The organism is Hydrogenophaga sp. PBL-H3 (assembly GCF_010104355.1).
Classification (GTDB): Bacteria; Pseudomonadota; Gammaproteobacteria; order Burkholderiales; family Burkholderiaceae_C; genus Hydrogenophaga.
The window spans coordinates 3,801,626-3,815,271 of record NZ_CP044972.1 but is presented as its reverse complement, the minus strand read 5'-3'; the positions used below and the strand labels follow the sequence as shown (position 1 = coordinate 3,815,271).

At 65.1% G+C, this 13,646-nt stretch carries 13 protein-coding genes; 7 read left to right on the top strand and 6 right to left on the bottom strand.

Annotation, left to right across the window (positions count from 1 at the left end):
• Positions 1-68: 68 nt before the first annotated feature.
• Positions 69-1,349, top strand: a complete 1,281-nt coding sequence (locus tag F9Z44_RS17840; protein WP_159608054.1) for an anion transporter — start codon at positions 69-71, stop codon at positions 1,347-1,349.
• Positions 1,350-1,361: 12 nt separating this feature from the next.
• Here F9Z44_RS17840 and F9Z44_RS17835 read toward each other — a convergent pair whose 3' ends face one another.
• Entirely contained in the window at positions 1,362-2,282 is a 921-nt protein-coding gene (locus F9Z44_RS17835) for a DUF6279 family lipoprotein (protein ID WP_159608053.1), read from the bottom strand.
• Between F9Z44_RS17835 and glmU the strand changes: the two genes are divergently transcribed.
• The gene (gene glmU, locus F9Z44_RS17830) at positions 2,281-3,681 is read left to right on the top strand and encodes a bifunctional UDP-N-acetylglucosamine diphosphorylase/glucosamine-1-phosphate N-acetyltransferase GlmU (RefSeq protein WP_159608052.1); all 1,401 of its coding nucleotides are present in this window, start codon (positions 2,281-2,283) and stop codon (positions 3,679-3,681) included. The two genes, F9Z44_RS17835 and glmU, sit on opposite strands and share 2 nt — an antisense overlap.
• A 28-nt stretch (positions 3,682-3,709) precedes the next feature.
• Here the strand turns inward: glmU and F9Z44_RS17825 are convergent, their stop codons facing one another.
• The gene (locus tag F9Z44_RS17825) at positions 3,710-4,492 is read right to left on the bottom strand and encodes a DUF2726 domain-containing protein (protein ID WP_159608051.1); all 783 of its coding nucleotides are present in this window, start codon (positions 4,490-4,492) and stop codon (positions 3,710-3,712) included.
• A gap of 162 nt (positions 4,493-4,654) precedes the next feature.
• Positions 4,655-5,152: an Lrp/AsnC family transcriptional regulator gene (locus F9Z44_RS17820; protein WP_159608050.1), complete on the bottom strand. Its 498-nt coding sequence runs from the start codon at positions 5,150-5,152 to the stop codon at positions 4,655-4,657.
• Positions 5,153-5,288: 136 nt separating this feature from the next.
• Here F9Z44_RS17820 and glmS point away from each other — a divergent pair, with 136 nt between their 5' ends.
• On the top strand, positions 5,289-7,157 hold the full coding sequence (gene glmS, locus F9Z44_RS17815; protein ID WP_159608049.1) for a glutamine--fructose-6-phosphate transaminase (isomerizing): 1,869 nt from the start codon (positions 5,289-5,291) through the stop codon (positions 7,155-7,157).
• Between the two features lie 100 nt (positions 7,158-7,257).
• On the opposite strand, the gene F9Z44_RS17810 is transcribed toward glmS, so the two are convergent.
• The 3 genes from F9Z44_RS17810 to F9Z44_RS17800 form a co-directional block, all read right to left on the bottom strand.
• Positions 7,258-9,249, bottom strand: a complete 1,992-nt coding sequence (locus tag F9Z44_RS17810; protein WP_159608048.1) for a PAS domain-containing hybrid sensor histidine kinase/response regulator — start codon at positions 9,247-9,249, stop codon at positions 7,258-7,260.
• Positions 9,250-9,270: 21 nt separating this feature from the next.
• Positions 9,271-9,810, bottom strand: coding sequence for a methanogen output domain 1-containing protein (locus F9Z44_RS17805; protein ID WP_201449984.1), 540 nt, complete (start codon positions 9,808-9,810; stop codon positions 9,271-9,273).
• Between the two features lie 185 nt (positions 9,811-9,995).
• Positions 9,996-10,478, bottom strand: coding sequence for a MarR family winged helix-turn-helix transcriptional regulator (locus F9Z44_RS17800; RefSeq protein WP_159608046.1), 483 nt, complete (start codon positions 10,476-10,478; stop codon positions 9,996-9,998).
• 65 nt (positions 10,479-10,543) lie between these two features.
• On the opposite strand from F9Z44_RS17800, the gene F9Z44_RS17795 reads away from it, so the two are divergent.
• The 4 genes from F9Z44_RS17795 to F9Z44_RS17780 all read left to right on the top strand — a co-directional run bounded on the left by F9Z44_RS17795 (position 10,544) and on the right by F9Z44_RS17780 (position 13,613).
• Complete coding sequence (locus tag F9Z44_RS17795; RefSeq protein ID WP_159608045.1) at positions 10,544-11,071, top strand: thioesterase family protein; 528 nt, start codon at positions 10,544-10,546, stop codon at positions 11,069-11,071.
• A 39-nt stretch (positions 11,072-11,110) separates the two neighbouring features.
• Positions 11,111-11,542, top strand: coding sequence for a hypothetical protein (locus F9Z44_RS17790; protein WP_159608044.1), 432 nt, complete (start codon positions 11,111-11,113; stop codon positions 11,540-11,542).
• Positions 11,543-11,699: 157 nt separating this feature from the next.
• Complete coding sequence (locus F9Z44_RS17785) at positions 11,700-12,869, top strand: branched-chain amino acid ABC transporter substrate-binding protein (RefSeq protein ID WP_159608043.1); 1,170 nt, start codon at positions 11,700-11,702, stop codon at positions 12,867-12,869.
• A 342-nt stretch (positions 12,870-13,211) separates the two neighbouring features.
• Complete coding sequence (locus F9Z44_RS17780; protein ID WP_159608041.1) at positions 13,212-13,613, top strand: GreA/GreB family elongation factor; 402 nt, start codon at positions 13,212-13,214, stop codon at positions 13,611-13,613.
• Positions 13,614-13,646 lie beyond the last annotated feature (33 nt).

Below are 13,646 nucleotides of genomic sequence, written 5' to 3'. Positions count from 1 at the left end.
GCGAGCCGCCTTCGGGCGGCTTTTCTTTTGCGAAAGGCTACGATCCGCTGCGTTCATCCTTGCCGCCCATGCCCACCACCGTCCTGCACCACTCCGCCACCGACTGGGGCATCGTCGCCGTCTTCGCCACCGTCTACCTCGGCATGTTCCTCGGTGGCCTGCCGCGCCTGAAGCTGGACCGCTCGGGTGTGGCCTTGCTGGGTGCGATCGCGGTGATTGCCCTGGCCGGCTTGTCGGTGGAGGACGCCGCGCGCGCGATCGATCTGCCCACCATCGTTCTGCTGTTCGCCTTCATGGTGGTGTCGGCGCAGATGCGGCTGGGCGGCTTCTACGGTGCCGTGACGCGCCGCGTGGGGGCCATGCCGCTGTCGCGCAACGGCCTGCTGGCCGCGTTGATCGTGGTGTCGGGCGTGCTTTCGGCGGTGTTCTCCAACGACATCGTGTGTCTCGCGATGACGCCGGTGGTCGCTCGGCTGTGCCTGCAGCGCGGCCTGAACCCGCTGCCTTTCCTGATCGGCCTGGCCTGCGCGGCCAACATCGGTTCGGCCGCCACCCTGATCGGCAACCCGCAGAACATGCTGATCGGCTCCGTGCTGCAGCTGCCGTTCGCGGGCTATGTGCGGCAGGCGCTGCCGCCGGTGCTGATCAGTCTGGTGCTGTTGTGGGGGTGGCTGGCGTTCGGGCCGGGGGCGACGGCGGGGAGCCCTCACCCCAGCCCTCTCCCGCCAGCGGAAGAGGGAGCGAACAGCCAGGGCGTTGAAGAGCCCGCGTTTGATGCGTGGCAGACCACCAAGGGGCTGGTGGTGGCCGGCGCGCTGTTGCTGATCTTTCTGTTCACCGACTGGCCGCGCGACGTGGCCGCGCTGGTGGGCGCGGGTGTGCTGCTGCTGAGCCGGCGCCTGCACACCTCGCATTTCATGGGTCTGGTCGACTGGCCGCTGCTGATCCTGTTCATGGGCCTGTTTGTGGTGAACCACGCCTTCGAGTCCACCGGCCTAGCAGCCCAGGCCGTGGCCTGGCTGGGCGCGCAGGATGTGGTTCTCGCCGACCCCGGGCCGCTGTTGATCGCCAGTGCGGCGCTCTCCAATCTGGTGTCCAACGTGCCAGCGGTGATGCTGCTGTTGCCGCACCTGGGTGGCGGTGGCGAACAAGCCAGCGTGATGCTGGCGCTGGTGACCACATTTGCCGGCAACCTGCTGCTGGTGGGCTCCATCGCCAACCTGATCGTGGCGGACCTCGCTCGCCAGCAGGGCATAGCGATCGACTGGAAGCGCCATGCGATCACCGGCATTCCGTTGACGCTCGCCACGCTGGCCGTGGTGTGGGGCTGGATGCGCTTCGTTGCCTGAGCGTGGCCGCGTTCAGCGCTGGGCGCTGAGCACCCGGAGATCGTCCTCGTAGCCCTTGAGCACGCGAACGGCGTTGGCGCGCTGCTCGGGTGTGGTGGTGTTGTGCAGTTGTGCAAACTGGGCGCAGCCCTGGCGAACCAGCTCGTCTGCATAGGTCTTGTAGCCCGGCGTGGGCGACTGGCTGATGCGTGCAATGTGGCTGCGCACGCGCTCGGCGGCGGTGCCGGGTGCGGCTTGCGCCTGTTTCACTGTTTGCAGCAGATCAGCCTGGCGGCGCAGCCGCTCGGCCTGGGTGCGTTGCGGGTCAAATGCAGACGCCTTGATGTTGTTGCGTACCAGTTCCTTTTGAGCAGCGTTCAGTGAGCCGTAGAGCATCTCGCCGCGCTCCAGCGCGCGGTCAAAGCGCTTCTCGATGCGCGCATCTTCAGCCGCTTGAAGGAAGTCGTCTTCAAACTCCGCGTTGCTCTTGGCCTGGCGGCTCTTGAGGTGCTCCAGCTGAGCCGCATCAAGCTGAAGCGCCAGGCGCGCCATGGGCTGCACGCTGGCATCGGCCGCGCGGTCGATGCGCTGGCGGATCACGTCGAACTCGGCGCAGGCCTGAGCGCCGGTCAGATCTTGAGAGGCCAGCGTTTGCCAGCGCTGCAGCAGCCCGGCGTACACCGGCAGTTCGTTGGCGCGGTGCCATTGAAAGAAGGCGTTGATGTCGCTGCGCACCGGGGTCGACTGGCCGTTGTTGAAATCGACGTGGCTGTCGAGCCACCAGTAGGTGAGGTTGGGCGCCTGGTTGTAGGCCAGCCGTGCCGCGGTGCAGGCCGTGAGGGCCACCGCCATGGTTGCCAGCGCACAGATCTTCACCACCCGCAAGGCGATAATCCGGCGCACGTGAGGCCCGGCAAGAACGCCGCGCAACGATTCCCCTAAAGAGGTGTTCATGTCGTTCCCAGTGGATGTGGTGGTGATGGCGGCCGGCAAGGGCACGCGCATGAAAAGTCAGCGGCCCAAAGTGTTGCACCGATTGGGCGGGCGCGCACTGGCGCAGCACGTGATTGACTGTGCGGCGCGGTTATCGGCGCGCTCCGTGGTGGTGATCACCGGCCACGGCGCCGAGCAGGTGGAAGCCGGCTTGCAGGCGCCTGCTGCCACCGCGTTGCGCTTCGTGCGCCAGGAGCCCCAGCTGGGCACCGGCCACGCGGTGCAGCAGGCCGCTCCGGTGTTGCCCGACGATGGCGTGACCCTGGTGCTCTCGGGTGATGTGCCGCTCACCCGGCCGCAAACGCTGCAGGCGCTGCTGGACCTGTGCGATGGCACTCGCCTGGCTCTGCTCACACTCGACATGCCCGATCCGAGCGGCTACGGGCGCATCGTGCGTGCGGCCGATGCGTCGGTGCAAGCCATCGTGGAACACAAGGACGCCACCGAGGCGCAACGCGCCATCACCGAAATCTACAGCGGCATCATGGCGGTGCCCACGCGCTTGCTGCGCGGCTGGCTGGCGCGGCTGGACAACCGCAACGCGCAGGGCGAGTACTACCTCACCGACGTGGTGAAGTTCGCCGTGGCCGATGGCCTGAGCGTGGCCGCGCACCGCATCAATGACGCGGTGCAGGTCGCGGGCGTGAACAGCCCGGTGCAGCTGGCCGAGCTGGAGCGCGCTTATCAGCGGCGCGTGGCCGATACCTTGATGGAACAGGGCACGCGCCTGGCCGATCCGGCGCGCCTGGATGTGCGCGGCGAACTGCTGTGTGGCCAGGACGTGGAGATCGACGTGAACTGCGTGTTCGAAGGCCGCGTGCAGCTGGGCAATGGCGTTCGCATCGGCGCGAACTGCGTGATCGCCAACGCCGTGATCGACGCTGGCGCGGTGATCCACCCGTTCACCCACATCGACGGCGAGAAGCTGGGTGTGAAGGTGGGACCTGGCGCGCTGGTGGGGCCGTTCGCGCGGTTGCGCCCTGGTGCCGACCTGGGTGCTGAGGTTCACATCGGCAATTTCGTGGAAGTGAAAAACAGCACCCTGGCCGCTGGCGCCAAAGCCAACCACCTTGCCTACCTGGGCGACGCGACCGTGGGCGAACGGGTGAACTACGGGGCTGGCAGCATCACCGCCAATTACGACGGCGCCAACAAGCACCGCACCGTGATTGAAGCCGACGTGCACGTGGGCAGCAACTGCGTGCTGGTGGCACCCGTGACCATCGGCGCGGGCGGCACGGTGGGCGGCGGCTCCACCATCACCAAGGACACGGCGCCCGGTGCGCTGTCGGTGGCGCGCGGCAAGCAGGTCGGCATTGCCAACTGGCAGCGCCCCCAGAAAACAAAAAAGGCCCCCTGAGGGGCCTGGCCGGTGGAGGGCGGGGGTCTCAGCGCCCGCCGCGCACGTCCATCGAATCGAAGCGGCTTTCGCCAGGCAATTTGCTGTGGCCGCCGCTGCTGGAGCGGCGCTGGTTGAAGCCGCTGTTGCTGTAGGCGCTGCTGAAACCACCGCGCCGGCCTTCCTGATCCAGGTCCATCAGTCCGCTCAGGCCCATCACCTCGGAATCCCGGAAAGCCGTGTTGGTGTTGATCGAGTCGAATTCCGAGAACTGGCTCTCCAGTTGCTGACGGCTGTTCTCCCGGGGTTCTTCCTTGTCTTTCACTTTGGGCTTGGGCAGTTCGGCCAGATTGAGCTGTTTGCGAAAGTCGGAAGGCGACGGCATGCGGTGCAAGCTGTTCTTCAAGAAGACAAACCGAACGCCCGCTGTCTTCAGGATGCGGTTCTTCATCTTCACCAGATGCGCCTTGTGCTTGGCATTGCTCAGCGGGTGCTGTTCAATGTCGAAGGCAAAGGTGGGTTTGCCGTCATCGCCGCATACCACGAAGTCCACCCGTTGCTGATCCAGGCGCTCTACAGCGCGCTTTTGGTTGGTCGCGCGGCGCACCGCCAGCATGTTTCTCAACATCATGTTGGGCAGCACCACCTGGCCTGGAAACGTGTCTTGCAAGTAATCCAGCATCTGGGCCTGTTCGGGTGTCATCAGGCGCTCCGGGCTGTACCGGTCATCGCGCCCCGACGATTGGCTCATCAGTTGGTAACGCCAGTACCCCAGCACAAACAGGCCCAGCACGGCCAGCGCTCCAAGCACCGCAATCCACGTCGTGTTCATCAAAAACCTCCTTGACCCAAACCAGTCGTTCAGTTGGGCTAAAAACCGAGGTTGTTACATAAAGTATTTTTCGTCAACTCTTGGTTGGGGGAAGCCGTGCGACAGCTGTGCGGTATGTATCAATTTTTCGATCCCGTTGAATACCAATGTGGTCAATTCGAGTCAGTTGATGATCTTGCTTGGCAGCGCCAGGCGCGGTTCGAATTTGGCGCGCTTCAGACTGAAGAAGGCCTTGATGTTGCGCACATTGGCATCGCTGGTGAACAGACGCTGGGCCAACGCCAGGTAGTCGGGCATGTCCCGGCAGTGCACCACCAGCACGAAATCCGGGCCCGGGCTGACGCGGTAGCACTGTTGAATCTGTGCAACAGGGAGCACCCGTTCTTCAAACGCATCCAGCAGTTCGGCGCCCTGGCGTTCCAGCGTGATCTCCACCAGCGCCGTGAGCCCCTGACCCAGCAGGGGGGCCATGCGATCGACGCTGAGCAGGGCCACTTCACGCTCGATCAGGCCCAGCTGGCGCAGGCGCTTGACGCGCCTGAGGCTGGTAGGTGGTGACAGGTGTGCCCGTTCGGCCAGAGCCTGGTTGCTCAGGGATGCATCGGTTTGCAGGAGATCCAGCAAACGCAGGTCGGCCTCGTCAATGGTGATTTGTTCCATGTTTTCTAATGTTTTGACTTTTTCTGCCGTGTCTTTTGATACTGGAAATTATTGTTGATGAATCGTGAGATTTTGAGCTTTTATTTCAGCAACTTGTCACTAGCATCGGCGTTCATCCATTTTCGGGAGCAGCAGTATGTGTGGCATCGTCGCAGGGGTTTCAGGGCGCAACATCGTGCCCGTGCTGGTTCAGGGCTTGCAGCGGCTGGAGTACCGCGGCTATGACTCGTGTGGTGTGGCGGTGCACACCGGGGGCCTGCAGCGCGCGCGCAGCACGGCGCGGGTGGCCGAGCTGGCGCAGCAAGTGCAGGCGGACGGCATCGCCAGCGGCACCGGCATTGCCCACACCCGCTGGGCCACCCACGGCGCACCCGTGGTGCACAACGCACACCCCCACTTCAGCCATGGCCCCGGTGCGGTGGCTGGTACGGCGGGCCGTGTGGCCCTGGTGCACAACGGCATCATTGAAAACCACGACGAACTGCGTGCGGCCCTGCAGGCCAGGGGCTATGTGTTCGAGAGCCAGACCGACACCGAAGTCATCGCTCACCTGATTGATTCCCTGTACGAAGGCGACGTTTTCACCGCGTTGCAGGCCGCCGTGGTGCAGCTGCACGGCGCGTATGCGCTGGCGGTGTTTCACAAGGACGAGCCGCACCGCGTGGTGGGCGCGCGCGCCGGGTCACCCCTGGTCCTGGGCGTGGGCAACCTCGACGGGGTGCGCGGCGGCGAGCATTTCCTGGCCAGCGACGCGATGGCTCTGGCCGGCGTCACCGATCAGATCGTCTACCTGGAGGAGGGCGATCTGGTCGACATGCAGCTGGGCCGCTACTGGGTGCTCGACGCCCAGGGCCGTGCACTCGATGCGACGCAGCGCCCCGTGAAGACCGTGCAGGCTCACAGCGGCGCGGCCGAACTCGGCCCCTACCGCCACTACATGCAAAAGGAAATCTTCGAGCAACCGCGCGCCATCGGCGACACGCTCGAAGGCCTGGGAGGCATCACGCCCGAGCTGTTTGGCGACGGCGCGTACAGCATCTTCAAGGACGTCGACAACGTGCTCATCCTGGCCTGCGGCACCAGCTACTACAGCGGGTGCACCGCCAAGTACTGGCTGGAGAGCATCGCGAAGATTCCGACGCAAGTGGAGGTGGCCAGCGAATACCGCTACCGCACCAGCGTGCCCAACCCACGCACCCTGGTGGTGACCATCACCCAGAGCGGCGAGACCGCCGACACCCTGGCCGCGCTGCGCCACGCCCAAGGCTTGGGCATGAAGCACACGCTGACCATCTGCAACGTGGGCACCAGTGCGATGGTGCGCGAATGCGAACTGGCCTACATCACGCGCGCCGGCGTTGAAATCGGGGTGGCCTCCACCAAGGCCTTCACCACCCAGCTGGCTGGCCTGTTCCTGCTCACGCTAGCACTTGCGCAAGTGCGCGGCCACCTGAGCGAGGAAGACGAAGCCAGCCACCTCAAGGCCATGCGCCACCTGCCCGTGGCCTTGCAGGCCGTGCTTGCGCTGGAGCCGCAGGTGATCAGCTGGTCCGAGGACTTCGCGCGCATGGACAACGCGCTCTTCCTTGGTCGTGGCCTGCACTACCCGATCGCCCTGGAAGGCGCTTTGAAGCTCAAGGAGATCAGCTACATCCACGCCGAGGCCTACCCGGCCGGTGAGCTCAAGCACGGTCCGCTGGCCCTCGTGACGGCGGCCATGCCGGTGGTGACGGTGGCGCCCAACGACACCCTGCTGGAGAAGCTCAAGAGCAACATGCAGGAAGTGCGCGCGCGCGGCGGTGTGCTGTATGTGCTGGCCGATGCCGACACCCGCATCACCAGCAGCGAAGGCATTCACGTGATCCGCATGCCCGAACACTATGGCGCGCTGTCGCCCATCCTGCACGTGGTACCGCTGCAGATGCTGGCGTATCACACGGCGCTGGCAAAGGGGACGGATGTGGACAAGCCACGCAACCTGGCCAAGAGCGTCACGGTGGAGTGAGGCGTTTGGCGGTGGCTGAGGTGTCGAGCCCTCGGGCTCGGACACTTGCGATCCCGCTGTTCACGCGGTGCTTCTCTGCCCGCGATCAAGACCCGGCGCTTCAAGCCCCAAGCACCTCTGCGAGCAGGCTGCCGATGCACTCGAAGCAATCTTCCTTGTTCAGCAGCCGCGTGTGGCCCAGGGCTTCCGAGCCCTGCTGCAACTCGTCCGTGACGTAGCCCGAGGTGATGACCACCGGCAGCATGGGGCGCAGCCGCCTCAACTCTCGGGCCAGGTCCAATCCGCTGGTGCGCGGCATGTTGAAGTCAGTAACAACCACGTCCCAGCTCGTGGCGGGCAGCTCCAGCGCGGCCAGCGCCAACTCGGCACTCTCGTAACTGCTGACCCGGTAACCCTTGCGTCGCAGCAGGCGCTCGATGACGTTGCGCATCGACTCATCGTCGTCCACGTAGGCGACATGGCGTTCATTGCCCCCCGAGCTCGACTCCTCCAGGGCCAGCTCGGACGGGGGTGGCACCAGGTCGGGAGTTGTCTGCATGTCATCGACCAGCGCCGGCAGTCGCACGGTGAAGGTGCTGCCTTGCCCGGGTGAACTCTCGGCCTGCAGCGACCCTTGGTGCTCCGCGACGATGCCGTGCACCACAGACAGCCCGAGGCCGGTGCCCTCACCGGTCGGCTTTGTCGTGAAGAACGGTTCAAAGATGCGCTCGCGCGTCGCCTCGTCCATGCCACAGCCATCGTCGGTGACGCGCAGCCGCGCCATCGGACCCTGGGATGCACAAGCGGGCTCCAGGTCCAGCGCCACCGTGACATCACCGCCGCCCGCCGACAAGGCGTGCCAGGCGTTGGTGCACAGGTTCATCACCACCTGCTGGAACTGCATCGCGTCGACCAAGGCGTGAACCGGCTTGACAACACATTGCACCTCAAGCCTGACGCGAGCGGGCAGCGTGCCGCGCAGCAGCCCGACAGCTTCTTCGACCAATGGCTGCAACCAATGACGCTCCCGTCTCTGCGGATCCTGTCGGCTGAAGGCCAGGATTTGCCGCACCAAGGCACGCGCGCGGTCGCCAGCGCGGTGGATCTGCAGCAGAGGCTGCTGCGCCGTGTGGTCGGTCGGCAGCTCCATGCGCGCCAGCGCGGCATTGGCGATGACGGAGCCGATCACGTTGTTGAAGTCGTGCGCGACACCCCCCGCCAGTGTGCCGATGGCTTCCATCTTTTGCGCCTGGCGCAGTTGATGTTCCAGCGCTCGGCGCTTGAGTTCCGCGCGCACCTCTTCATCAATGGAGCGCAGAACGAGCACCGCGCCGCAGAGCTGACCGCCCTCGTCCAGCAGCGCTGACGCCGAGGCCTGCACCAGGTGCTCGGTGCCGTCCCTGGCCACCAGGCGCAGGCGCCTCTGGTCGCGTCCGCTGCCGCTGCCTCGCAGGATGCAACCCACCGGGTCCTCAGCCGTGTCCAGATCGCTCTCGTCGGTCAGACGGACCAGCGCGTTGATGGGTCGGCGCAGTGACTGGGCCAGCGTCCAGCCTGTCAGGTCGGCCGCCGCCGGGTTCATCAGCAACACGCAGCCGTCCAGATCGGTGGCCACCACACCCTCCGCGATGCCAAGCAGCACCGCCTGCAGCCACTCGCGCTGTTGACGCATTTCGGACTCGGCCGCCTGCCGCCGCCCAACTTCCAGCCGCAGGGCAGCGATCTGGTGGTTGAGCACCTCGAACTGGCTGTTGCCTAGCCTTTGCGGAAGCAGCCGGCACCACAACTGCGATGGCACACCCTCGGCGGCAGGGCTGAGCAGCGCGATCTCGCAGCGGCAGGGCAACTCGTCGCCCCCGCTGGTGCGCAGCCGCAGACGCGCCGGCGTGGGCACCGTGCTGCGGCGACCCTGGCGCAGCACGGCGGCGCAGTGCTCGGGGCCATCTGCCACCAGGTGATCGATGTGCACACCCAGAATATCCCCCGCCGGACTGCCCATCAGCCGCAGCGCGGCGCGGTTGGCGTGCGTCAGTACGCCCATCTCGTCGATCAACCAATGCGCGTCGGGATGCGCATCCAGCATCTGGGCGCAGGCTTGGGCCGGAATTCTCATCTCTGGGAGGCGCCCGTGGCCTCAGGCACGGAAGTATTCGCGTCCGTCTGCGGCGTCGGCCTCCGCGCTCGCCTTGAGGTAGAGCACGACGCGGCAGCTCGTCGAGCCTTCGGCGATGGTCTGCTGCAAAACCACCTTGGCCTGGCCCAGGTTCTGTGCCGCGATGGTGCCGAAAACGTTGGAGGTCATCATGCACATCGAGGGCCGTCCGATCACCTTGTCTGCGAAGGGGCAGACACGGTTGCCGAGAACAATGCGCGACTCATCGGCCTCGATGACAAAAAAATCGCCCTGTATACGGCGCTTGAGGTCCACCAGCACCTCGATCACCTGCGCCCGGTCCAGTTGCGCCGTGCCCAGCGCCTGTCGGTACTCCGTGTCGATCCACTCACCAATGCGCTGGCCCACCACGCTGATGAAACCAGAGGCCTCGTGGGTGCCCACAACGGACTCAAGCGTGCCGGCCAACTCCCGCACCAGCGTGCGCAGGAAGATGTCCCGGTCAAGCGAAATGTCGGCGGTGCCGGGGGTGAATGCCAGGGAGGAGGTGGATGGGGTCATGGACGTGTGGGGGCATTGAAGGCCGTCGTTTGGCGCAGTGAGCATCCCTGGTGTAACAAATTATTGACGGTGTGCCTGTATACGTGCGGTATGTTCTGAATGGGCAGGTTGGAAGAAGGGGCATCGGAACGCCCGGCCCGGCCAAGCAAGACGAGTTCGGGTTTCGAGTCGTCACCCGTCACCCGTCACGCGCCCTCAGCCGCCCGATGGCCAAGCGCGCCCTGCAGCTTCTGGCTGACCTCGGCCATGGTGGCGCGCACCCGCTCGAGCTCTTTGTCCGTCGCCCCATCGGTCATCAGTGCCACCACCTCGGCCTGCACGGCTGCTGTTCGCTCGGCCATGCTCAAGCCGGCAGGGGCCAGAACGAGGCGCTTCACGCGCCCATCCGCCGGGTCGGGCTCGCGCTTCACCCAGCCGCGTGCCTCCATTTCGCCGAGGAGGTTGCTGACATGGCTCTTGGCGGTGAAACAACGCGCGGCAAGCGCCTGCTGGCTCAGACCCGGCTCGCGCCGCAGGTTGGCAAGGATTTCATGCTCCGCGGTCCGCACGCCCACGGCGCCCAGACGCAGGGCCATCAGCTCGCTGCACAGGTTGTAGGCGCGCACGACAGCGAGCCAGCTGCGGGTGGCGTTGTCTTCGGCTTGTGCTGGTCGTGGGGGCTTGGTCATGGATGCTTGCAGATAGTTCGTTTGCGAACTATATTGTTCGGAGCAGAACTATTCTAGGACCAATCATGAATCTCTGGCTGCGCCTTGCATGGGCGCTCCTGCGCGCCTGGCGGCTACCTCGGATAGAGCCTGGCACAACGATCGAGCGGTGCTTGCGCGTGTGGCCCGGCGACATCGACATCAACGGCCACATGAACAACGGACGCTATCTCACGATCATCGACCTGATGCTGGTGGAGTACTTCGTGCGCAGCGGCTTTGCGCGCGTGATGGTCAAGGCCGGGTGGCGGCCGATGAGCGGCGGGGCGGTCATCACCTACCGCAAGGGCCTGATGCCGGGGCAAGGCTACCGGCTGCGCTTCGCGCTGGCGGGCGCGGACCAGGCCTGGAGCTTCATGCGGTTCGAGTTCCTGCGCGAAGACGGCACGCTGTGCGCGGCCGGCTACATGAAGGGGGCCGCGGTCGGACGCGGCGGACTCGTGCCGAATGCGGAGAGCTACGCGCTCATGGGACAGGCGTTCAAAGCACAGCCTTTGCCTGCGGCGGTCGAGCACTGGCTGGCGGCCGAACGCGCGGTGATGGATGGGCGCTGAGCGCTGGTCCGCCACGCAACTCATGGTGTCCCCGGAATCATGACCAGCACGGGCGCTCAGGCGCTGATCCTTGGCGGGGCACTCACCTCGCTGGCGGCCATCGCACACCTGGCCTGCGTTGTGCTGGGCCCATCGGCCTTCCGCTTGATGGGCGCCGGTGAGCGAATGGCCCGCGCCGTTGAGGCTGGCAAGGTCCGGCCCATTCTCGTCGCGCTCGGCATTGCGGTTGTGCTGGCGGCCTGTGCTGCATATGCGTTCTCTGCGGCCGGGCTCATCAAGCCACTGCCTTTCACCCAGTGGGTGCTGTTGGCCATCACCACGGTATTCCTGGGCCGCGGCTTCGGCTTTGCGCTGCTCAAACCGGCGTTCCCGGAGAACTCGAACACCTTCTGGCTGGTGTCTTCGGGCATCTGCCTCGTCATCGGCGCTCTCCATGCCTGGGGAACTGCAGCGGTCTGGGCGCCCCCGTGAGGCCGCTTGCAGGTGCGCACGCGAGCATCTGCAAGCGGCCTTCTTCGGTGTCTTCCTCCGGCACGCTCTCCACGTGCCCGAAGATTTGCTGTAAAATGATAAGTACACTGTCTATATCGTGACGTTGACCTGTCGGGTCGTAACAAGGAGAGATTGCATGCGTGTTGAACTGAACTGGGCCCTGGTTGCTGCTGCGGTGGCTTTGGTGGCCTGTGGCGAGAAGGAAGAATCCGCTGCATCCTCGGGTGCGGACGCGCCGCTGGTGGTCAAGATCGGTCACGTCGGCGCCACCAGCGGCGCTGTGGCCCATCTGGGCAAGGACAACGAAAATGGCGCTCGTCTGGCCATCGAAGAACTCAATGCCGCGGGGCTGAAGATTGGCGAGAAGACGGCCCGGTTTGAACTGCTGGCTGAGGATGATGCAGCTGACCCCAAGCAGGCCACTGCCGCCGCCCAGAAGCTGGTGGACGTCAATGTGAACGGTGTGGTGGGGCACCTCACCTCCGGCGCCACCCTGCCGTCATCTCAGATCTACAACGATGCGGGGATCCCCCAGATCACCCCCTCGTCGACCAACCCCAAGTTCACCCGCCAGGGCTTCCAGGGGGCTTTCCGTCTTGTGGCCGACGACGTGCAGCAGGGCGGCGCCCTGGGCCGTTACGCGGTTCAGTCGCTCAAGGCCAAGACCGTGGCGGTAATCGACGATCGCACCGCTTATGGGCAAGGTCTGGCCGATGAATTCGAGAAGGCCGCAGTGGCTGCGGGCGCGCAACTGGTTGCGCACGAATACACCAATGACAAGGCCATCGACTTCAATGCCATCCTGACCACGCTCAAAGCCAAGCAGCCCGACGTGATCTTTTTCGGCGGCATGGATTCGGTGGGTGGCCCGATGCTGCGTCAGATGCGGGCGCTGGGCTTCAACTCGAAGCTGGTGGGTGGTGATGGCCTGTGTACATCCGAAATGATCACCCTGTCTGCGAACGCACTGGGCAATGAAGACGTGTTCTGTGTTGAAGCTGGCGGCGTGGATGGTGACGAGGTGGCCATCAACGACAAGTTCCGCACCGATTTCAAGGCCAAGTACGGCGTTGAAGTTCAGGCATACGCCGGCTACGCCTACGACGGTGTGAAGCTGCTGGCGGCGGCCATGCAGGCCGCTGGCTCAGCGGACCCCCAGAAGTACCTGCCAGCGCTCAAGGCCATCAAGTACCAGGGCGCTTCCGGCAACGTCGAGTTTGACGAAAAGGGGGACCGCAAGAACGCTGCGCTGACGCTCTACACGTTCAAGTCAGGTCAGCGGCTGAAGCTGGCCGTGATCCGCTGATCGCCCCTGGCAAACGACACGGTGCTGTTCATCGGCGTGGACTTGCCGAGCACGAATGACCGGGTTGCTGCCGTCAATGGCGAGCCACCCTACAATGCCTCGATGGACTTTCACCCAACCATCACTGCCCACACGGCAGCTCGCGTGCCGCTTGCGGCAGGCGACGCCGTGGCTGGTCGCAAGCTGATGGGTTCGGCGGGACTGCGCCAGCCGGCCGCACATTCTTAAGCCCGGCGATACCTCTTCCTCCTTTTTGCGCAATCCAACCATCGCCGGGCCCCAGCCCAGCGCGATCGCGGGCGCCGCCTTTTCTCGGCGCGTCTGCACCTGTTGGAGTGCAACATGCACAAGAACCCTGATGGTGAGCGTCTGCTCACCGAGATCGACTATGCGCGACTGAACAAACTGCACGGCGCGCAATTTCCGCCCGAGCTGATCGAGACACTCGACTCCCTCGATCTCGTTCCTTCGCGCGAGATACCACCCGACATCGTCACGATGTACTCGCAGGTGATCGTGGAAGACCTCGATTCTCACAAGCGACAAAAGCTCACGCTGTGCTATCCCGGTGACGCGGAGCCGCACCTGGGCTTCATCTCCGTGCTCTCCCCCGTGGGAGCGAGCCTTCTTGGCCAGCGCGTGGGCGCCATCGCGCGCTGGCGCACGCCCAACGGAGATGCGTGCGCGGCCGAAATTGTCACGCTGCTGTTCCAGCCCGAAGCCAGCGGCGACTACACCACCTAGCCGCCTCGTCGACATCGATCACACCCCGCCGGC